16 protein-coding genes are annotated in these 21,281 nt (G+C 61.3%); 6 read left to right on the top strand and 10 right to left on the bottom strand.

Annotation, left to right across the window (positions count from 1 at the left end):
- The first annotated feature begins 39 nt into the window (after window positions 1-39).
- The 5 genes from CLR77_RS04305 to CLR77_RS04285 all read left to right on the top strand — a co-directional run bounded on the left by CLR77_RS04305 (window position 40) and on the right by CLR77_RS04285 (window position 4,333).
- Window positions 40-717, top strand: a complete 678-nt coding sequence (locus tag CLR77_RS04305) for a tRNA/rRNA methyltransferase (protein WP_097459324.1) — start codon at window positions 40-42, stop codon at window positions 715-717.
- Window positions 718-851: 134 nt separating this feature from the next.
- The gene (locus CLR77_RS04300; RefSeq protein ID WP_097459323.1) at window positions 852-2,249 is read left to right on the top strand and encodes a cation-efflux pump; all 1,398 of its coding nucleotides are present in this window, start codon (window positions 852-854) and stop codon (window positions 2,247-2,249) included.
- Window positions 2,250-2,510: 261 nt separating this feature from the next.
- Window positions 2,511-2,903 (top strand): fluoride efflux transporter CrcB, encoded by a 393-nt coding sequence (crcB, locus tag CLR77_RS04295; protein WP_097459322.1) that lies wholly within the window; start codon window positions 2,511-2,513, stop codon window positions 2,901-2,903.
- A 2-nt stretch (window positions 2,904-2,905) separates the two neighbouring features.
- Window positions 2,906-3,229: a DUF190 domain-containing protein gene (locus tag CLR77_RS04290; RefSeq protein WP_227519798.1), complete on the top strand. Its 324-nt coding sequence runs from the start codon at window positions 2,906-2,908 to the stop codon at window positions 3,227-3,229.
- A gap of 24 nt (window positions 3,230-3,253) precedes the next feature.
- Window positions 3,254-4,333, top strand: a complete 1,080-nt coding sequence (locus tag CLR77_RS04285; RefSeq protein WP_097459321.1) for a patatin-like phospholipase family protein — start codon at window positions 3,254-3,256, stop codon at window positions 4,331-4,333.
- On the opposite strand, the gene CLR77_RS04280 is transcribed toward CLR77_RS04285, so the two are convergent.
- Window positions 4,334-5,332, bottom strand: coding sequence for an ArsJ-associated glyceraldehyde-3-phosphate dehydrogenase (locus CLR77_RS04280; protein ID WP_097459320.1), 999 nt, complete (start codon window positions 5,330-5,332; stop codon window positions 4,334-4,336).
- Window positions 5,333-5,560: 228 nt separating this feature from the next.
- Here CLR77_RS04280 and CLR77_RS04275 point away from each other — a divergent pair, with 228 nt between their 5' ends.
- Window positions 5,561-5,821, top strand: a complete 261-nt coding sequence (locus CLR77_RS04275) for a CDGSH iron-sulfur domain-containing protein (protein WP_097459319.1) — start codon at window positions 5,561-5,563, stop codon at window positions 5,819-5,821.
- Window positions 5,822-5,843: 22 nt separating this feature from the next.
- Here the strand turns inward: CLR77_RS04275 and CLR77_RS04270 are convergent, their stop codons facing one another.
- From CLR77_RS04270 to CLR77_RS04230, 9 genes are all read right to left on the bottom strand, one after another.
- Window positions 5,844-6,173, bottom strand: a complete 330-nt coding sequence (locus CLR77_RS04270) for a chaperone modulator CbpM (RefSeq protein ID WP_097459318.1) — start codon at window positions 6,171-6,173, stop codon at window positions 5,844-5,846.
- Between the two features lie 3 nt (window positions 6,174-6,176).
- Window positions 6,177-7,142: a DnaJ C-terminal domain-containing protein gene (locus tag CLR77_RS04265; RefSeq protein WP_097459317.1), complete on the bottom strand. Its 966-nt coding sequence runs from the start codon at window positions 7,140-7,142 to the stop codon at window positions 6,177-6,179.
- A 163-nt stretch (window positions 7,143-7,305) separates the two neighbouring features.
- Entirely contained in the window at window positions 7,306-8,799 is a 1,494-nt protein-coding gene (locus tag CLR77_RS04260; RefSeq protein WP_097459316.1) for a CHASE domain-containing protein, read from the bottom strand.
- A gap of 179 nt (window positions 8,800-8,978) precedes the next feature.
- Window positions 8,979-9,797, bottom strand: a complete 819-nt coding sequence (locus tag CLR77_RS04255) for an energy transducer TonB (RefSeq protein ID WP_097459315.1) — start codon at window positions 9,795-9,797, stop codon at window positions 8,979-8,981.
- A gap of 6 nt (window positions 9,798-9,803) precedes the next feature.
- Complete coding sequence (locus CLR77_RS04250; protein ID WP_097459314.1) at window positions 9,804-10,292, bottom strand: Fur family transcriptional regulator; 489 nt, start codon at window positions 10,290-10,292, stop codon at window positions 9,804-9,806.
- An 86-nt stretch (window positions 10,293-10,378) separates the two neighbouring features.
- Window positions 10,379-11,650, bottom strand: a complete 1,272-nt coding sequence (locus CLR77_RS04245; RefSeq protein WP_097459313.1) for a cation:proton antiporter — start codon at window positions 11,648-11,650, stop codon at window positions 10,379-10,381.
- Between the two features lie 219 nt (window positions 11,651-11,869).
- Window positions 11,870-12,328 carry a chemotaxis protein CheW gene (locus tag CLR77_RS04240; protein WP_097459312.1) on the bottom strand — a complete coding sequence of 153 codons (459 nt, stop codon included), beginning with the start codon at window positions 12,326-12,328 and terminating at the stop codon, window positions 11,870-11,872.
- A gap of 10 nt (window positions 12,329-12,338) precedes the next feature.
- The gene (locus CLR77_RS04235) at window positions 12,339-13,376 is read right to left on the bottom strand and encodes a chemotaxis protein CheB (protein WP_097459311.1); all 1,038 of its coding nucleotides are present in this window, start codon (window positions 13,374-13,376) and stop codon (window positions 12,339-12,341) included.
- Window positions 13,376-21,280 carry an Hpt domain-containing protein gene (locus CLR77_RS04230; protein ID WP_097459310.1) on the bottom strand — a complete coding sequence of 2,635 codons (7,905 nt, stop codon included), beginning with the start codon at window positions 21,278-21,280 and terminating at the stop codon, window positions 13,376-13,378. Before CLR77_RS04230 ends, CLR77_RS04235 begins: the two co-directional genes overlap by 1 nt.
- Between the last annotated feature and the right edge of the window lies 1 nt (window position 21,281).

Here is a 21,281-nt window from a genome sequence, read left to right as displayed (position 1 = left end):
TGAAGGCTGCCGCTAAACTGCCCGCCGGAGGATATCTGCATGCAACTGGCGTTCGTACTGGTAGAGCCAAAGGTGCCCGAAAATGTCGGGGCTGCCGCCCGGGCCCTCAAGACCATGGGGTTCGGTCAGCTTTGGATCGTGAACAGTCAGGTCCATCGCGAGCCTGCGGCAGGCTGGGTGGCCCATGGCAGCGACGATATTCTTGCAGCGGTCCGGGCGTATGATTCGCTGGAGGCGGTTCGGGCTGACGCGGATCTCCTGATCGGCACCTCTGCCAAGGCGCGGCATGGCAAGCGTGAGCTGTATACGCCGAAAGCGCTGCAGGTGCTGCTGGGCAACAAGGGCGATACCGTGGCGCAGGCGGCCCTGGTGTTCGGGCGGGAGGATCGGGGGCTGTCCAACGAGGAGCTGGCCAGTTGCGACCTGGTCACCGGCATTCCGCTTGCGGTGAGCTATCCGTCGCTCAATCTGGGACAGGCAGTGATGCTTTACGCCTATGCATTATCCGGTCTTCGTTTGGATGCGGCTGCGGAGACAGCAGCGGTGGGGCAGTGGACGGCATTGCGCGATCGCCTTCAGGTGTTGTTGCCCTCCCTTGATGTGGCGCCGGACAGCAAGCTATATCAATGGGCGCTGGAGCGGTTACCATTGCTGGCCGACAAAGATGTGCGGTTTCTTCATACGCTTTGTCAAAATATTGAGAAGAAAATGCGGTAGTGTGGCCGAACGGCCCGCTGCACCCGGTCGCTTTGCGACATACGCGTTGCCGTTACGATCTAACCCCCTTAGGCGCTTTCCGGTAGAGATGGGGCGACCGACGGAAAACCTACACATGTTGGGGAGATGGTTTCTTGAGCGAAGCATCCCAGGCGAAGAGTGCGGTCGCCTTCTCATCCATGCTGGCCAGTCTGTTTCTGGCCGTTGCCAAACTGGTTGTCGGCCTGATGACGGGCAGTCTGGCCATCCTTTCTGAAGCTGCCCATGCCCTGCTGGATCTGGGCGCGGCGACACTGACCTGGTTGGCGGTCCGGGTGGCTGACAAGCCGGCGGATGCTGAGCATCCCTTTGGCCACGGCAAGGTGGAAAGCCTGTCGGCGCTGGTTGAAACGGGATTGCTGTTTGCAACGGGCGGCTGGGTTATTTACGAGGCGGTCAGCCGGCTGGCTGAAGGGTCCCGGGACGTCAAGGTTACCTGGTATGCGCTGGCGGTGATCCTGTTGTCCATGGTGATCGATTTCACTCGTGCCAAGGCCCTGCGTAAGGTGGCTGCCGAGACCGGCAGTCAGGCCCTGGAAGCGGATGCCCTGCATTTCACCTCGGATATCCTCAGTTCCGCGGCGGTATTGGTCGGTCTGTTGCTCACCCTGATCTGGCCCCGCGCCGATGCGGTGGCGGCGATTGCCGTGGCGCTGTTCGTGATGCTGGCAGGATACCGTCTGGGGCGGCGTACCGTGGATGTGTTGATCGATTCGGCGCCGGAAGGTGCGGCTGACAACCTGACCCGCATTGTTTCGCTGGTGCCTGGGGTGGCCAAGGTGCAGCAGGTCCGGGCGCGGCTGGTCGGTGCGACCCTCGTGGCAGAGGTACAGGTCGCGGTGTCGCGCGGGTTGTCGCTGGAGCAGGTCGAGCAGCTGAAAGCGCAGATGCTGTCGAGTATTCGCACGGAATTGCCGGATTCGGACATCACGCTTATCGCGACGCCCCTGAGCCTGGACAACGAGAGTCTGGTCGATGCTGTCAGGGCCGTTTCCGCGCGCTTCCAACTGCCGGTCCACAATGTCCGTGTCTATCAGGTCGGCGGGGTCAAGCATATCGGTTTCGATGCGGAAGTGGATGAGCGCTGGACCATAGAGCGGGCTCACGAGCACGTAACACAGTTGGAGAATACCCTGGAGAGCGACCTCGCTGGCGAGGTGCGTGTCGATATCCATATCGACCCCGTCAGCCATCACGAATCCCGCGGGCGCCCCGTGTCTGCTTCGCGCATCCACGAGCTGGAAACGACGATTCGGCACTTGGTGTCGTCCGAACCCGATATCCAGAGCGTTCACGAACTGCACGTGCATGATAGTGCCGATGGCCTTTATGTCAGTTTTCATTGCCTGTTCCCACCCGAAGTCCCGGTGGGGCGGGTGCACGAATTGACTCAGCGGCTGGAAGAGTCGTTGCGTGTGCAGTACCCGGAAATCGGTACCCTGGTCGTACATGCCGAACCGGTGGGCGTTGCGCACGCGCGTCATCACGGTTGACTTGCCAGTTCAGTCCAGATCGGTAGAATTCTGCTTTCTGGAGATGGCATTCCTCCTGCCTGGATTGAAGCGAGAGACGCGCGTCCTCGGTGCGGCCGCGTCAGTTGACGGCTCGCTTCATCCCGCGAACCGCCCGGCCTTTCGGACCTTCCGTGCTCAGCCGCGCTGATGATGCCTGCGTCAATCGCCGGACAGGCGTGCGCAGGCTTGGTGCGTCTGTCCTTCAGCCAGATTTCGATATCTCGATAAAGAGGACAGCGCATGTGGAGTTCCGTTCTCGCCATCAGCGCCGGAGCCGCCTGTGGAGCGGTGAGCCGATGGCTGCTGGGGATGCAGTTCAACGCCCTGTTTCCCAACATCCCTCCGGGTACATTGATCGCCAACCTGCTCGGGGCCTACCTGATCGGCATCGCGATTGCCGTTTTTAGTCAGATGCCACAGTTGGCGCCGGAATGGCGTTTATTCGTCGTTACCGGTTTCATGGGGGCGCTGACCACCTTCTCCACCTTCTCGGCAGAGATGGTGACACTGCTGCAGGAGGGTAAGTGGCCCTGGACTCTGGCCGGTATCGGCATCCATGTGGGTGGATCCTTGGTGATGACGTTGCTGGGATTAGGTACTGTAGTCCTTATCCGTAGGACACTGGGAGGTTGAAGATGATGCAAGCGGGCTACGAAGTCATATTCATGGCACCCCAAAGCCGTTTCCATGGTCAGAAACGGGTGACGGACTGGATCGTCGACAAAGCCAAGGAGTTGGGTATCAAGCGGGTAACAAAGCGACTTGATGCCGAAGGGAGCGGCGCTGGCGGTCATTTACACTCCTGGCACTTCTTCGAGCTGGCGGATCAGCCGGTGGAGGTGATGTTCGTGCTGGAGGCTGATCTTGCCGACCGTCTGATCGATGCGGTCACGGCGGAAGGTGTTCACGTGTTCTGTGTTCGCAAACCGGTTGATTTTGGTGAGCTTGGCCGTGACTGACAGGATGCTGAGTCCGGAGCTGGCATGACTGTTGTACAGGTCAAGGAGCCGGCACTGACGATCCGCGCCGGGACTCGGGCCCTGGCGCACTTGCGGCGCCAGGGCTTGCAACCCGGGGATGTGCACCTGATCCCGGGGGCGGCAGGTGGGCCCAAGGCTTTGGGTATCCAGGGGCTGGATCTGGCCATTTTCGGTCAGTGGCTGCCGCGTGTGCCGCAGGTGCGTACGCTGATTGGTGCCTCTATCGGAAGTTGGCGTTTCGCCAGTCTCAGTATGTCTGATCCGGTGGCCGGCATCCGGCGTCTCGGGGAGTTGTACAGTATCCAGCGCTTCCCCAGGGACAGCGATCATGCCGAGGTGAGCCGTCGCAGCCGTATCATGCTGGACGATCTGTTGCAGGGTGAGGATGAAGGGATCGTCTCGAATCCCCACTACCGCCTGGGTATCCTGATAAACCGCAGCCGCGGTCTTTTGGCGGCGGACTCCCGTGGCCGTCTCGGCGCCGGACTGGTGGGTGTCATGGCGGCCAACCTGATTCATCGCCGACTGCTGGGTGGTTTCCTGGAGCGGGTGCTGGTGGCGCCTTCGGGGCATGAGATGCCCCTGGCACCGCTCAATGATTTCACGACTCACCGCGTCGCGCTGACGGCGCAAAACCTGCGTCAGGCTTTACTGGCGTCGGCATCGATTCCCATGGTGATGTCGGGGGTGACCGGCGTCGCGGGCGCACCGCCCGGTGTATATCGGGACGGCGGCTTGCTCGACTATCACCTGGACCTGCCTTATCGGACTCCTGGGGTGATCCTCTATCCCCACTTTACCGATCGGGTGATTCCCGGCTGGTTCGACAAACCATTGCGCTGGCGGCAGGGCGACCCCGGGCGGTTGGCCGATGTTCTCCTGGTATCGCCATCCGCGGAGTACCTGCACCGTCTACCGCACCGGAAACTGCCGGACCGTAAGGATTTTACCCATTACCTGAACGATGACGATGGACGCGAGGCCTACTGGCGCCGTGCCATGGCTGAAAGCGAGCGGCTTGGCGACGAGTTCCTCGAACTCGTCGACAGCGGCCGCCTGCTGGATCGTGTGCAGCCGCTCTGATCAGGCCTTGCCCACCAGGCGGGCCAACTCCATCAGTCGGTTCGAGTAGCCCCACTCGTTGTCGTACCAGGAATAGATCTTCACCTGGGTACCGTTGATCACCATCGTCGATGGTGCGTCGACGATGCTTGAGCGAGGGTCGCTCTTGAAGTCGATCGACACGAGTTCCCGCTCTTCGAAGCCCAGAATTCCCGCCAGTGGACCTTCTGAGGCCGCCTTCAGCAGTTGATTGACCTCCTCCGCCGTCGTTTGGCGCTGGACCTCGAAGACGCAATCGGTGAGGGACGCGTTGGTGATAGGTACGCGCACGGCCATGCCGTTGAGGTGGTCTTTCAGTTCCGGAAAAATTTCCGTGATGGCCTTGGCGGAGTTGGTGGTGGTCGGGATCATCGATGAACCACAGGCGCGGGCACGACGCAGATCCTTATGGGCAACGTCGAGGACCACCTGGTCGTTGGTCAGGCCGTGAATGGTGGTCATGGAGCCGTGATGAATCCCCAGGCCTTCATGAATCACCTTAACCACCGGTGCCAGGCAGTTGGTCGTGCAGGAGGCGGCCGTGACGATACGGTCCTTGTCGAGATCGAGGCGGCCGTCGTTGACGCCCATAACGATGTTGGGCACACCCTTGACCGGTGCACTGACCACCACACGCTTGACGCCCTGGTCCAGATAACTTTGTAGAAGTTCGGGCTTGCGCATCTTGCCGCTACACTCGAGCACCAGGTCGCAGCCGGACCAGTCCACGTCATCGACAGCGCGTGCGTTGCTGACGGGAATGCTGCGATCTTCGACAAGCAGCCGGTTCTCCTCGGCACGCGCTTCATGATGCCAGTGACCGTGGACGGAGTCGTAGGTCAGCAAATGGGCGTGGGTGCGTGCATCGGCGCCTGGATCGTTGATATGAACGAATTCGACGTCAGGCCAGCCCCAGGCCGCCCGCATGGCCAGTCTGCCGATCCTGCCAAAGCCGTTGATACCGATCTTGATGGGTTGCATACAGAACCTCCCTTTCTATCGTCTGCGTCTTGATAAGGCCGGTGCCTCGACCGGAGATTTTTCCACTATACGCAGCTAATAGATGCCTGCGTATGACCGATGACTGCTTGCTTGTTCCGGATCAAGAAAGTCGAATCGGTGTAGAGTGGAATGCCGCCAGTCGATCGCCGGTGCCACCGGTGTTCGAGGGCGATAATGGGGCGGGCCAAAACTGGGAGGGACTGGGTCATGGCATCGCGGCAACTTACACCCTTTGCGGTACAGGTCGTTCAGGGCAAGCGCTATTACTGGTGCGCCTGCGGACGGAGTCAGCATCAACCCTTTTGCGACGGGTCCCATGAGGGCTCAGCCATCAGACCCCTGGTGTTTGTGGCGGAGCGTAATGAGTACCTCTGGTTATGCGGCTGCAAGCGAAGCGGGACGCCGCCATTCTGCGACGGCACCCACAAACGCTTGAGTCCGGATGAACCATTTGGTTCCGAGATGTAGGGAGATCGTCAGGTGGAAGTGGCTAGCTTTCCTCGTCCCATTGACGTTCCTCCAGTTCGGCGACGGTACGACGCAGCATCCGGATCTCTTCCAGCAACTCCAGCGCCAGGGCCAGACCCGACAGGTTGAGGTCAAAATCGCGGCGCAGGCGCATGGCCCGTTTGATCAATATCAGGTCGGTGCCAGGGAAACGCCATTCGCGGGGTTGCCCGCCCTCTGGCTGCAAGACGCCGTACTCCACCAGATCCATGATGAATTCAGCGTGGCTGCCGGTCTGGACGCTCAGCTCGCGTAAGCTCAGCCGCAGGCGGTCATCCAGGATTTCCAGGGTCGTCTGGGAATGTTTGACCATGACTTAGTCCTCCAGGTGTGCCCGCGGATTGAACGGCACGGTTTTCGCCAATTGTTCGAAGAGTTTGCGTGAACTTTCCGTTTCCTGGGGCGGCATGGCAATGCTCAAAACGACGTATAGGTCGCCAGCCGGCTTGCCGGCCAACCCTTTGCCTTTGAGGCGTAGACGCTGACCTTCGCGTGAACCGGCAGGAATCTTCATCTTGACCCGACCGGCCAGCGTTGGTACTTCGACCTCGGCGCCCAGGGCCGCCTCCCAGGGGGCGAGTGGCAGATCCAGATAGAGGTCCTTTTCCTGGACCCTGAAATGCGGGTGAGGGGCAATGCGGATTTCCAGGTAAAGGTCACCCGGTTCGCCGCCGCCAACACCCGGTCCCCCCTGACCCCGCAGGCGGATATGTTGCCCGTCGCCAACGCCGGCCGGGATCTTCACCTTGAGCGTGCGTTCGCGATGGGTAATGAGTCCGCGTTCGTCGACCTCCGGTACGCGCAGGCGCAGGGATTTTTCGACGCCGTTGAAGGCCTCCTCAAGAAACAGTGCAATCGGCTGGTGGAGGTCTTCGCCCCGCATGCTGAAGCCGGATTGCCGTCCGTCCGTCCGATAGTGCCGGTGCGCCGTACCGCCGCGTCCGAAGATGGCGTCGAAGAAATCGCTGAAATGGGCGGCATCGGCACCAGTAAACGCGCCATCGCCGAATTCGGTGGCGGACTGCCATCCGGGTGGCGGACGGAAACTGCCGTCTGCACCACGGGCGCCGTATTTGCGCAACTGGTCATACTCGCCGCGCTTCTCGGGATCCTTGAGCACCTCGTAAGCTTCGCCCAGCTCCTTGAAGTGCTCTTCGGCGTTTTCTTCCTTGCTGACATCCGGATGGTATTTTCGCGCCAGCTTGCGATAGGCCGACTTGATCTCTGCGCTGTCGGCCGTCTCGCTAACGCCTAGAATCTTGTAGTAATCCTTAAACTCCATAATTCGATTCCCCAAGCGATGGTGGAGAAAGGCTTTCAGGGCCTGTTAACCCTTCTAGATGGGGCTGTATCGGCTAATCTGCAAGGTAAACCATGTACTTACAGGATGACGCTACCCCCTCGGGGCATCACCTGGAGAGTGTCACCCACCCTGCGCTTCTCAGCTACACCTGATTGGGCTCGGCTTGATCCAGGACAACACTGGGGAGGGCCCAACCAACGGCGCGGAACCCCTGACACTGATTGATCGCATCGGCGACCGGTCGCAGCCGGAGGCCGACCGGCAGTGCCTGTTCATGACTATCCAGCATCAAGGTGTCGAGGCGAACGCTGTGCCGATCGCGTCGGCTAGCGTCCAGGGCGGCCTGAAAGCGGGGCTGCTCTGCTTCCGGTAGAAGTTCGATCAACGGCCGGTGTTCCAGTGAGGCAGGTGGAATGCCGAGAATGTCGTGGATCTGCGATGACATGAATCCGATACGACCCTCTTCGTCGAGTTCGCAGGAAAAGCTGGTGGCCAGATCGATGAAATCGCGATTGCGTTGTTCGCAATCGCTCAGGGCCCTCACCAATACGGCCTTTTCAATTTCCTTGTTCTGCAGTGCTTGCTGGTCACGACGCCATTGTCGTCTCTGCTCTCCGGTTTCCGTTTCGATGCGCTGGTACGCCCGAGTGAGGCGGTGGACGAGGAGCGTGACCAAAACGGATAGCACCAGACCGCATAGAACGATGGCCTCCAGCATCAGCTGGGTATCGTGGAGAATATAGTGGCGGGTAGGTGTAGTCAGGACCAGCCAGTGACGACCGGCGAATTCAAGTGTGCTGTGTAGGGTCGGGAGCGGCCTGCTGGTAGCGGCTGATGGGCTGTTTTCCGGCAGAGTGAACAGCGGCTGCTTGGTAAATTGGTCGAGGTCGTAGACGGCGGTGGAGACCCCATCCGGCAGCAAGGGCCTGAGTAGGCCGGCGGCCATCGATGCCGGCTTGAAAACCAGGCACAGCAGTGCCGGAGACTCTGGCCGGTGCGATACTGAGCCATTGATGGGCACGAAGATGCGTACCGCATATTGATGTTGACCGTTGTTCTGCAGGGTCGAGGCGGCTGTTGCGCGGGCTTCGTGCTTGTCGAGGGCTTCCGTCAGTGCCGTCTGCCAGAACGGCACGGAATACAGGTTAAGGCCCAGGGCACCCTGATCGGCGTTTGCCGGCAGCACATGCTGAACGACCAGGTATTGCGGTTGTTTGGGCGCCACGCGGGATTGTCCCGGTCCGATATAATCGTTGATGGTGACATATTGGCCGGCGGCGGCGCTGAGCGACTGTTCGACCAGTTCGCGGGCGCTGTCGGGAACAGTGACCGCCCATTCCAGAGCAACGAGGTCAGGGAAGCGCCGCAGTAATCGTTGTCCCCCGGCAGCGAAGAGTTCACCGGCATGGTCGGGGGCGATGTCCATACTGCGCGCCAGTTGCCGAACACCTGCGAGCCGGTCGCTGATGGCCTGCGACAGGGACAGTACCATGGTGTCCTGGTTGTGCTGGAGCGGCGCCCGGGCATCCGCTTCGAAGTGATGGCGAAGTGCCTGCCAAAGCAAGCCCGTGACCAGCCAGCCTATGAGCAGGACCAACCAGGGCACGAACCGGCGCAGCGAATGTCTTCCTGACATGACTGGCTCCGTCAAAGGGGCCTGAATGGGGATACGAGCCTGAACTGAGGAAGAGGCCTCAGACGGCACCTATGCTTCCAATCTAGTCGAGTCTCCCTGTCCTGAAAAGTCCACCGGATGAAATGGCTTTATGGGGCAGTGGATCTATCAGTGGTTCAGGGCACTGCGGCCGGTTCGGATCAGCGGATTTCGAAGGTGATGGGCAGGGTATAGCTCAGGGCGTTGCCCGCCAGGGAAGCTGGCGGGCGGGGCAGCGGAGCGGCTCGATCCAGCAACATTAGCGCCTCGCGGTTAAGCAGCGGATAGGGCGTGCGTTGGGTCAGGCTTCGGGAGAGAACACGTCCCTGGCGGTCCATGACAAAGTGCAGCTTGACGGTACCGGTCTGTCCCTCCCGGCGGGCGAGCAGCGGATAATGTCGAAAGTGCGCCAGGTAGGCGCTCAGACGGGCTTGGAAGGCGTTATTCATCTGACGTTGCGCGGCAGGATTCAGGGTTGTATCCGCGTTGACCCGGGGCGCTCGGAGCGATCCCGCCGTGGCCACGCCGGTGACAGCAGTAGGGGCGCTTGAGCCAGATGTCTGCGGCTGCTGGACAGGCTTCGGTTGGGGCTGGTTCGGCGCCCGATCATTCCCGGTAACGGTTTCTGCGAGCGGTGAGCGAGTGCTTATCAGGGGCTTTGATTCGCCATAGGGACGCGCCTGGTGCTGTGGGGACGGGTGCTCGGGTTCCGCCGTTATGGGCGTCTTCACTGTGATTTCCCGGGCGATCGTCTTCGTTCTTGTCGGCGCTGGGTGAGCGCGCTGCACCGGTTGTGACGGGTGCGCAGAGGGCAATGTCGCATTCGAGCCGGCGCGGGCAGCCAGGTGAATCTGCAAGGTTTCCCGGGAATCGGATGGAACCGGCAATTCGCGCAGTGGCAGTGTCAGCAAAAGCGCATGCGCGGCAACTGCGCCACCTAACGCGAGCAGAAATGACGTTAATCGATGGGGGCTGGCCATGGGGTGTCAGGAATTGGCCGCCGCTTGCTGACAGGCCGGGCATTGACCGGAAATCTCGACGATGACGTGATCAATTCTGAATCCCTGCCGTTGGCTTTGCTGCTCGATAGCTGCGGATATCTCCTTGCCGGTCAGCTCCAGCACGTTACGGCAGGTCTGGCAGATCAGGAAACAGCCTGTATGCGCGCGCCCGGCATGTGGACAGCCGACAAAGGCATTGAGGGATGCAATACGGTGCACCAATCCATGCTGCTGCAGGAAGTCCAGGGCCCGGTAGACCGTCGGCGGCGCCGCCTGGTGACCGTCCTGGCTGAGTGCCGCGAGTAACTCGTAAGCGCCGAGTGGCTGATGGGATTGCCAGATCAGTTGCAGGACTCGCTCGCGAATGGGCGTCAGCCGGGCACCGCTGCGCTTGCAGATCTCCCGGGCATCGGCCAGGGCATGTTCAACGCAATGGGCATGGTCGTGCTGACGGTAAGGCAGCGGTGTCGTCATTCGGGTATCCGCGGCGGTCGAGGGATTGCAACAATATAACAGTTCGGCTTGCCGCCGGGAAACCGGCGCCAAGCCTGTCCGTTATGTCATTGCCCGGGGGCGTCCTGGGCCGGTAACTGCGGCGGTTCTTCCAACAGGTTGAGCTTTTTCGCGACCCACTGGGTGGTTGTCGCCTGCAGCATGATGGTGACGAGGATGGCGATGAAGGTTACCGAGGCGATCAACTCTGCACCCGGTACACGCATGCCCAGCAGCAGGCCGGCAAGGGCGCCGGGGATTACGCCGGTCTCCCGGGTCCAGCACATGAAAAGCAGTTCGTTCCGGCTCCAGCGTGCCCGCCGGTCGATACCGGCGCAGAGGAACACGGTCAGCGGGCGAGCCACCACCATAAAGACCAGCACAATCGCCAGCGCCCCCCAAAGGTGCTCCTTGATCAGGCCGAAGTTCACCTGGGACCCGAGCAGGATGAAGATGAACATTCGCATGATCAGGGCGGTGGTCTCGATGAAATCCTGGAGGCCTTCCTGCTGGGAATGGGTCAGGCGATAACCGAAAGATTCCCGGTTACCGATAAAGAGACCGGCGACGAAGACACCCATAAAGCCGCTGGCGTGGAAGTCTGCTGCCCCCAGATAAGCGCCGACCACCACCAGCAGGGACACCAGCGGCAGATGCTGCTGCAGGAAACCCAGACGTTCGTGGGCAATGAAGACGACGGCCAGATAGCCCATCATGGCGCCGGCGAGGATGCCGATGCCCGACTCCTTGACCAGCTCAGCCAGCGAATGACCCAGCGAGAAGTGCCCCGAGCCCATGGCGAGCGATAGCAGGGTAACCGTGATAATGGCGCCCATGGCGTCGTTGAGTGCCGACTCGCTCATAACGGCCTGGGCGACGCGATCCTTGATGCGGACCTGCCGGAAAACAGGAATCAGGGTTGCCGGGTCGGTGGAGGCGATCGTCGACCCCAGCAGCAGCGCGGTGATCAGCGGCAGCCCGAGGATCCATTGGGCCGCGAGGCCTGTGATGGCCGCGGTGATCAGTACACCGATGGTGGCAATCACCACTACCGTAATCCAGACCTCCTTCAGCACGGAGAAGCGCAGTGTTGCACCGCCGTCGAACAGGATATAGGAGGCGCCAAAGATCAGGATGATCTGGTTCAGGGCGGAGGTGGCGGAAACGTCGATGGCGCCGGCCATGGCAGGGCCAAGGGTAATCCCGGCGAGCATGAAGAGCACGATATCGGGTATTCGGAGCTTTTCCGCAATAAAGCTGGTGATGGCACCGGCGCTGAGAATAACGGCAAAGACCAGCAGCGTGTGTTGGGCGACATCGATGGAAGACACGGAATTCATAGGCTCCTCGTTGGCAATAATCACTGCCCGCCCCAAGTGGGCGGCGGCAGGGCGGTCGGTCTGGTTGGATAAACCCTGTCGTGGGCCTTTGGGTGCCGCGGACAATGGTGTCCTGCAGAGGCGGAGCGAAAGGCCGGGAAGATAAAGTCCGGGAGGGATTCTACGTGTTGGGGCCCCCGAAGGGTAGTCGTTGCGGGCCGAGGGTGGCCCGCGACGCAATCAGGCGGCCTGTCCGGCGAGTTGTTCCAGGTACTCGACGTTGGGAATCGTCAGCGTCTGCCCCTCCATGTCGACGACCATCAGGTCGGCTGGACCGGTATCGGCCTCCAACTGGCGTAGCAGGCTCTCTTCAACCTTCGCCAGGCGGGGGATGCCCTGGGTAACGATGGCGACGAAGGGCAGGCGCTGATGGGTATCGGTGATGGTGTTGAGTACGGCGATACGGCCACGCTGGTTTTCCGGGAACACGGCATCGCCGCCGTTGGCGGCATCGTAGGAAATCACCGGGAGGCGGATACCCCGCCACACCAGATAGCCCATCAGCCAGGCAGGCCCGTTGTCCACGGGTTCAGGTTGTGCGTAGTCGACGATCTCGGCGACCGAGACGTTGGGCAGCAGCAATTGTCGGTCGACAACGGGAAGCAGCACACAGGACAGGATTTGCGGGTTTTCTGACATCGGTCGATCCTCAGGCAGAGTCGCGTTGCTGGCGGCGGCTCAGCAGACAGTTTTCTTCGATGGTTTTGATCAGTTGCCGGGCCAGCTGCGTGGGTGTCCCCACGAAACTGACGCAGCCGGTTTCGGCCACGGAATCCGGCATGGAACTGTTGGCGCAGCTGTCGCTGGACTGTACCCAGATGCGGCTGCCGTAGGCCTTCAGCAGGGGCGCGGCGATGGCACCGTCGTTGCCCATGCCCGAAAAGAGAATGGCATGGCAGTGCGGCCCGAAGTAATCGGCCACGTTAAGCATGACCTGGTCGATGGAGGGGCCGTAAGGGCCCGGCCAGGCGCGGTTATGGAAGCGGATCAGGCCATCGCCATCCAGGTAGAGTTCGCGCTCCACCGGTATCATTGTGACTTCGCCGCAGCGCACGGGCTCGCCTTCCTTTGCTTCCACCAAGCCGTAATGGGCATGGCGTCCCAGGACCCTGGCCAGGACGTTGGAGAAATTGGCGTCGATATGCTGGGCATAAATGAAGCCGACCGGCAGGCCCGCCGGTAGCTGGTCGAGGAATTCCTTGATCGCGGCGGGGCCGCCCAGGGAGGCGCCGAGAATCCAGATGTCCTTGGCGGTCGTCGAGTTGTCGCTCGGCTTGATCCAGGGCGACAGCGTCGGCGGTGCTTCCGGAGAGGTGGCATCCAATGCCTCCAGCGTCATTTCGCTGTCGAGGACTTCCAGCTCGCCCAGATTATCCTGCAGCTTACCGAACAGCCGGCGTTCCCAACGCGCGTATTCGGTTTTGCCCGGATCCGGAGCCATGCCGAGGCCGAACAGGACCGGGGATTCGCTGCATTCCATCAACTGCTCGATCAGCTCCGGGTGGTCGGTTTCGTCCTCGAGCTCGACGATCCAAAGACCGGCCTCGGGCTTGTCGACCAATGCGAGGAACCGGGCGGGATCGCCGTTGAAGCCGGTTTTCAGGCCGTATTTGCCCACCGCCTGCTGCAGGCGGTGACGCTGCAGCAGGTTATCGGAAATGATGGCTACGGTGGGCTCATTGGCCATTACTCGATCCCGGCCAGTCGTTCAATCGTGCTCAGCAGTTCGCTTTCCTGGAAGGGCTTGCCCAGGTATTCGTTGACCCCGATCGACATGGCGCGCTCGCGGTGCTTTTGACCGGTCCGCGAGGTGATCATGACGATCGGAATGCCCTGCAGGCGTTCATCGTGGCGTACAAAGCTTGCCACTTCAAAGCCGTCCATGCGGGGCATTTCGATATCCAGCAGGATAACGTCGGGGAGGTGATCCTGGAGCTGCGCAACCGCATCCAGGCCGTCTTTGGCGAGGATCACGTCCATGCCATTACGCTCCAGCAGACGCGAGGTGACCTTGCGCACGGTGACGGAGTCGTCCACCACCATGACCAGCGTCGGCCGGCCGTCGCGACCGCCTTCGCCGCCGCTGACGTCGCTGAGCATGCGCTGGCGTTGCGACAGGATATCGGAGCGGATCATGGCCGGGAGGTCGAGAATCACGACCACGTTGCCGTCACCCAGAATGGTGGCGCCGGATACGCCGCGTACCGAAGCGAACTGCGGCCCCAGGGATTTGACCACGATCTCGCGGCTGCCCATCAGGCTGTCGACCTGCAAGGCCATGGGTTGCTCGGCACCGCGAACCAGGATCACCGGCAGCGGAAGAGCCTGCCCCTGCAGCTTGGGCTGGTGCTCACTGTGCAGCAGCGCACCCAGATACTGCAGGCGGTATTGCTGGCCGGCATATTCGTATTCGGGGGCATCCGGCTTGTAATATTCTTCCAGTTCGTAGGTGCTGACCCGCACGATACCTTCGATCGTATTCAGCGGGATGGCATAGAAGTCTTCGCCGGTTGCTACCATCAGTGCCCGGTTGACCGACACGGTGAAGGGCAGGCGAATGGTGAAGACGGTGCCCTGACCGACCTCGGAGTCGATATCGAGACTGCCGCCGAGCTGCTTGATTTCGCTGGCGACCACGTCCATGCCGACGCCTCGGCCGGAGATCTGCGTGACCTGTTGCGCGGTGGAAAAGCCCGGTTGCAGGATGAACTGCAGGATTTCGCGGTCAGCAAGCTGATCGTTTTCACGCAGCATACCCTGGCGAATGGCCTTTTCCCGTACCCGATCGATACGAATGCCCGCACCGTCGTCGGTCATGCGCAGAACGACGTCGCCGCCTTCCCGCTGCAGACTGAGTTCGATGGTGCCGCTGTCGGGTTTGCCGGCCTTGATACGATCCTCGACCGACTCGATCCCGTGGTCGAGCGCGTTCCGCAACATGTGCTCGAGCGGCGCGATCATGCGCTCCAGGACATTCCGGTCCATTTCGCCTTCGGCGTTTCTGACTTCGAATTCGACCTTCTTGCCCAATTCACCGCTGATCTGGCGGACGATACGGCGCAGGCGGGGGACCATGGATGAGAACGGGATCATCCGCGTTTTCATCAGGCCTTCCTGCAGCTCGGTGTTGATCCGGGACTGCTGCACCAACAGCGTTTCCGTATCGCGAACACGGTCGGACATGGTCTCGCGCAGGTCTGCAAGGTCGGAGGCGGACTCGGTCAGGGCGCGCGACAACTGCTGGATGGAGGAGTAACGGTCCATCTCCAGCGGATCGAATTCTTCATCGTAATTCGGCCCCATTTCCCGCTCGGCACGGAACAGGATCTGCGCCTCGGTTTCGATATCCATCCGCCGCAGCTGCTCGCGCAGACGTTCGATGGTGGCCGACATTTCGTCCAGGGTGTGGCTGAAATCGCTGGTCTGCTGCTCCAGGCGGCCACGGGTGATACTGGTCTCGCCTGCAAGGTTGACCAGTTCGTCCAGCAGCGGCGCACTGACGCGAATGGTTTCCTGCTGGCGCTGGGTATCCTGGGCTGACTTGCGGGGTCTCGGCGCCGGCGGTTTTGTCGGTAGAGCCTTCTGCTCAACCGGCGTCGGTGCAGCGGTCGCTTCTACCGGGGCGCGAGCGGCCGCCGCTTCCGGGGCGGCTTCCGTTTGGGGCGGTATGGCAGGTGCCTGGGTCTCCTGGTGGCTGGCGGCCTGATAGTGCATCCGCACGGCTTCGACCAGGCTGACCAGTTGGTCGTGATGGCCGTTGATCTGGTTCCAGGTCTCGTCGGTGGGCGTTTGACCGGCTTGTTGAAGTTCGATCAGCAGGGTTTCGAAGGTGTGCGCTTCGTTGCCCAGATCCACCAGTTGTGCCAGGCGGGCTCCGCCCTTGAGCGTATGCATGACACGCTGGGCTTCCTGGTTGAACGACGGATTCGCCGCGTCCTTGCGCCAGTCGGCAAGGATATGATCGAGGTTGTCGATCAGCTCGCCGGCTTCCTCGAGGAATATTTCCAGAACCTCGGTATCGACGTCTTCCGCTGCGGGAGCCACGTCGGCCGGAGCATGTTCCGCCGGCGGTACGATCTCCGGGCGGGTCAGCAGGCGGGCGAGCAATGCGGCGTCGGTAATCAGCGGTTGCCCTTGCTCGAGCTGCTCCAGCATACGGTTGAGGACTGCATTGCAGGCATCGCTGAGACTGAGGCCGTCTGTCGCGACCAGCGTACCGGCCATGACGTGGTCCAGCATCTCGTGCCAGGCCGCGGCCAGGTCTGCAATGGCATCGATATCAGCCAATCGCGCACCGCCCTTGAGGGTCTGCAGCTCGTTCTGCAGCTGGGTGACGATCTGCAGAGAGGTGGTTTCTTCGCGCCACTGCTCGGTTGCGTCGACGACGGTCGCCTGAATATCCCGGGCTTCGTCGAGGAACATGGCAATCAGGTCGTCCTCGCCGGAGAGCGCTTCGGTCAGCTCCGGTTCTTCCACCGTGTTCGCCAGCGCGGCGTCCGTCGGGCTTTCGCCGTGAAGCAGGGATTCGACTTGGGCCTGCAGGTCGAGAGCCGGAGCGGAGGGCTTACCGGCGGCGACATTCTCGACCATCTGCGCCAGCCGGTCATGGCAGGCGAAGAGGAGGTCGTTCATCGATGCATTGGCGGCCAGGCGCCCTTCGGTGATGCGCTCGAACAGGTCTTCCAGTACATGGGAGAGGTCGCCGATTGCGGCAACACCTGCCATGCGGGCGCCCCCCTTGAGGGTATGCAGGTCGCGTTGCAGCGACATGGCCAGATCCCGGTTATCGCTATCTTCGGTCCAGGCATGGAGGCTGCTGGCCGTAGAGTTGATCAGGTCATAGGCCTCTTCGAGGAAGATGCCGGCCAGTTCGGGATCAAGGTCTTCGGACGGTGTCGCCTGTACATTGTCCGGTGTCGTTTCGACGGAGGCCTCTGGCGTCGCTTCGGCCGCCTCGCCGCGTGCACCCTTCTGCAGGGCGTCGATCAGTTCTGGCGCCGGCGGGCAGGGGCGATGTTCGGCGACGCACTCCACCTGGGTTGCCAGTTGGTCGTGGCAGCGAAGGGAAAGGTCGACCAGTGCTGCCGTCGGTACGACGCGCCCCTCAACCATACGCTCGAACAGCGTTTCCATGGCGTGGGCAAGGTCGGCGATGGGACCGATTTCTGCCATCCGCGCGCCGCCCTTGAGGGTATGCAGCTCCCGTTGCAGCGCTTTGAGCAGTTCGTTCTGTGCCGGGTCGGCCTGCCAGCGGTGCAGCAGGTCGCTGGTATTGTTGACGATGTCGCCGGCTTCTTCGAGGAAAATCTCGGCCAGTTCCGGGTCCAGGGCGAGACTGGCATCTTCGATGACGGGCGCGTCTTCGTCGAGTTCCGGTTCTATGGCGTCGACCGTTGCCGTGTCGGTTGTCTCGGTCCCGATAGCCTCTTCTTCGACCTCGTCGACCTCGGGTATCGGCAGACTCGCGGTTTGCGCCTGCATGTAGGCGCGAACCTCTTCGATCAGGTCCGGTGCCGGCCGGCCGGGCTGACCCAGGCCGATGGCTTCAACCATCGCTGCGAGCCGGTCATGGCATCGCAGAAGAAGATCGTCAAGCGGCCCGGAGGCCGTCAAGCGTCTTTCACTGAGACCTTCCAGCAGTGTTTCCAGCTCGTGTGACAGATCGCCGATTGAAGCGATGTCCGCAAGTCGGGCGCCGCCTTTGAGGGTATGCAGGTCGCGTTGCAGGTGACGCAGCAGATCGATATTGTCCGGTTCCTCGACCCATTGCTGCAGCAGCTCGCCGCTGTGCTGGATGAGGTCGGTCGCCTCTTCCAGGAAAATACCGATGAGTTCGGGGTCCAGTCCTTCCGGACTCTCGTGCTGCAAAGCTTCTATTGGCTCAAGCGGTGTTGCGTCGGCCGATTTGTCCGCCACCTCGGCCAGTTCGAGGTCTTCCGTGAAGCTGCGATCGATGGCATCCAGGTCATCGGCCATTTCCGGCGGTAGCGGCTTCGGCTCCAGGGATTTTTCGAAGGTGCCGATATGCCCGCGTAACTCTGCCAGCAGTGCGTTGTCCGGGCGGGTGGCGAGTCCGGCGGCCACCTGATCCATCATGTTGATCAGGGCTTCGTGGCCGTTGCGGGCACAGCTGAAGAAACCGGCTGCCGGATGGTCGCTGACCCGGCGGGCCAGGGCGTATAGCATTTCCAGGGTATCGGCGAGTTCGGCCACGTCATAGAGGCCGGCCTCTTCAGCGCCCCGGGCCAGACGCCGTAGCTCCAGCGTCAATTGCGCCAAACGCTCGTCTTCCTGGGGATCGCGAGACCAGGCGTCGAGAATGGTATCGGCGTCCAGCAGGATGTCGATACCCTCGTTGAGGAACAACTGAATCAGTTGTGGATCCGGGCGCGTACGTTCCAGGTCGTGTTCGTGTGCGTCCGTGGTTAGCGTCCGCAGCGACAGGTTTTCCAGGTCGGCGGTGAACTGGTCCGCTCCGGGTAATGGTGTTTGGGGGCTGTCTTGAAGTTGATCCAGGCCCGCCTGAATGAAATCGGCGGCGCGCGCCAACAGCTCGAGTACCTCCCCGTCGGCGGTTTGTCCTTCCGCCCTGGCGGTTTTCACATACTTCTCAAGCGGTGTCGCGATTTGGGCGATAGGCTCGATGCTGGCGGTGTGTGCGCTGCCTTTGAGTGTGTGCAGTGCACGCGAGAGGGCATCTGTGTACGGTATTGCCTCATCTTCCGTCGCCGATGCCAGGAACTCTCGCAAGGTCTGGAGATGGGTCTCGGTTTCGCTGCGGAAAATTTCCAGCAGCACCGGGTCTGTTTCGGGCTGGTCGTCGCCCGAGCCCAGCGCACTATTGTGTTCGAACTCGGCCAGGGGCAGCATTTCTTCGACAGGCGTTCCCGGCTCTGCCACTTCACCGCGGGCCAGCGCATCGGCTCTGGCCATCAGCGGCTCTGCCGGATGGCTTGGGGCTCGCTGGTGTTCGAAATCGGCCACCAGATCGGGCAGCTTGCCGACGACCTCCTGCAGCAGCGCGGCAATATCGCTGTTCATAAAGACGCTGCCGTCGATTACCCGGTTCAACAGGTTTTCCACGGACCATGCGAGCTCGCCGACGACCCCGGCACCGACCAGACGGCCACTGCCCTTCAGCGTATGGAAGGCGCGACGGACTTCGGACAGTGCCTCCCGGTCATCGAACTGCGTCAGTAGTGTCGGCAGGTACTGATTGATCGTATCCAGAACCTCGCAGGCTTCTTCGACGAAGATTTCCAGAATCTCATCGTCGATCAGGTCGTTATCGCTGTCATTCGCGGGGGCTGCCGCGATACTGTTTTCGGCTTCGGCTTCGGCTTCGGCTTCGGCTTCGGCTTCGGCTTCGGCTTCGGCTTCGGCTTCGGCTTCGGCTTCGGCTTCGGCTTCGATCTTCGGCTCGGAGACTCCCGCTTTGTGCGAATTGATCAGCGCTTCGGCGCCTGCAACCAAGTCATCGATATCGGGATTACTGCGATCGTCGCGGAAGGCTGCGATCAGCTCCGGGATGCGGGCCAGGACCCTTTCCAGCAACTCGAACATGGCCAGCGAGGGCGTGATGCTGCGATCGATGACCCGGTTGAGCATGTTTTCTACCGACCAGGCCAGCTCTCCAATACTGGATGCGCCAACCAGCCGACCGCTGCCTTTCAGGGTGTGGAAGGCTCGGCGAACTTCGGTCAGGGCCTCGCGGTTTTCGGCCTCATCCCGCCAGCGGGGATAGAACTGACGAATGGTCTCGACGACCTCGTCGGCCTCCTCGACAAAAATGTCCAGAATCTCGTCGTCGACCAGATCTTCGTCGTTCTGCTTCGGTGCCTGGGGCTCCGGTGCGGTAGAGGCCTGGGGAGTGACATCCTCCTGCCAGGTCGGTTCTGCGCCGGCTGGGAAGCCCAGCGTATTCAGGCTTTCCTCGGCAACCTGCAGAATGGCGTCGTTGTCGTCGATGCCCTCTGCCAGGCGCTCCAGATAATATTCGATGCTGGTGACAGCGTCGGCCAGCGTGTCCAGCTGTTGCCAGTCGGGTATGCGTTTGCCGGACAGCAGCACGTCCCGGACATAGCGTTCGCAAGCCTCCAGCAGATCGCTGGCACGTTCCAGCGGAATCAGGCGGAGTCCGCCCCGGATGCCGTACAACAGATCGGGAACCTGCTGGATTTCCTTGTGATCCCACTGCGAGGCGATGAAATTAACGACCGCCGATTTCACCTGCTCCAGGGAATTGCGCGCTTCGCGTAGCAGGGCTTCGTTGGCCTGCCCCAGCTCAAGGCTGCCCAGGTCTGGAGTGTCGGCAGGACCTTGCGGTGCTTTTTGGCGTTCATCGTCCAGGCCGGTCAGGGTCGCCTCGACATAAAGCAGTGAACCGGCGATATCCATCAGGGTGCCGTCGTCGATGGCATCCGTTTGGCCGGCAAGCTGCTGGATCAATTCTATCTGGTCGCCGATAACCTTACGGGGAATGTTCAGCCCCAGAATGGCGAGGGTGTTGGAAATCTGTTGTAGCCCGGGAAGAAGTTCCTCGAGATCGGCGTTCTGTCGGAATTCCGCCCGTACGAAAAGATCGAGCTGGTCCTTGAGCTTGGCCAATTCTTCGTTCAGCGCCTGCACCACCGAATGGATGGCTTCGCGGCTGGGACCGGAGACCCGCTGGCGGGCTTCGTCCAGGGTTTGTTCCGAGGGCAGGGCGCGTTCCAGATGATAGCGCTCGACGATGTTTTGCAGTCGCGGAGATTCCAGGTCGGCGGCCCGTGCCACATAATAAAGCAGGTTTTTCAGCAGGGCTTCCGGGACTGGTTGCACCAATATGTCGATGTGTTCGTCGACCAGTCGTTTCAATTGATGGTCAAGATCCTGCAACAGCGCCTTGACTGCTGAGTTGACCGGGTTGCGATGGGCTTTCAGCGTATCGATGAAGGCGCCGGCTGCCAGCCAGATTTCGCCGGTCGGCGTTTGCTGGCAGAGCTTGATCAGGCGCTGGATGACCTTGTCCAGGTAGTCGAAGTTGGAGTCGAGGTCGGTATCGCGCTGGATGGCCCCCAAGGCGAACTGGAACATCTGGCGAAGTTTACGCACGTGTCCCAGAACAACGGGGTCCTGCAGCCGTTGCCCGACCCCCGACGCCGGCCTGAATCGGGCCGGGCTCAGGTCCGGATTGAACAGGGATGTGTCCGACAGCAGTGCTTCGCCACGTGCGGCGCGCAGATCATTCAGTTGAGGCAGCAGCAGGAGCGGATAATCATCTCGGCTGCTGCCAAGTTTTTCCAGATAACGGGGCAGTTGCAGGATGCTCTGCATCAGCACCTGAATGGCATCCTCGGTTTGAGCCAGGGTCTCGTTAAGCAGCGCCTGGGTAACCTTCTCCATTTCCTCGGTTAGCAGGGCCGCACCCTGCAATTCGACCATCTGCAGGGTGCCGTGCACCTGATGCAGGTAATTCAGACAGAAACGCAGACGCGAGCTATCCTCGGGATTCTCGACATAGGACTCCAGCGCATGCTGGGCCTGCTTCAGCGTTTCCTGTATCTCGCCCCGTACCCAGTCAAGGGCGACATTGTCATGGTGATTACCCATA

Origin of the sequence: Mangrovitalea sediminis, from assembly GCF_002514725.1 — a bacterium.
GTDB lineage: Bacteria > Pseudomonadota > Gammaproteobacteria > Pseudomonadales > Oleiphilaceae > Mangrovitalea > Mangrovitalea sediminis.
Note: the sequence above shows the minus strand (reverse complement) of the source record. Positions and strands in the feature narration are given on the sequence as shown.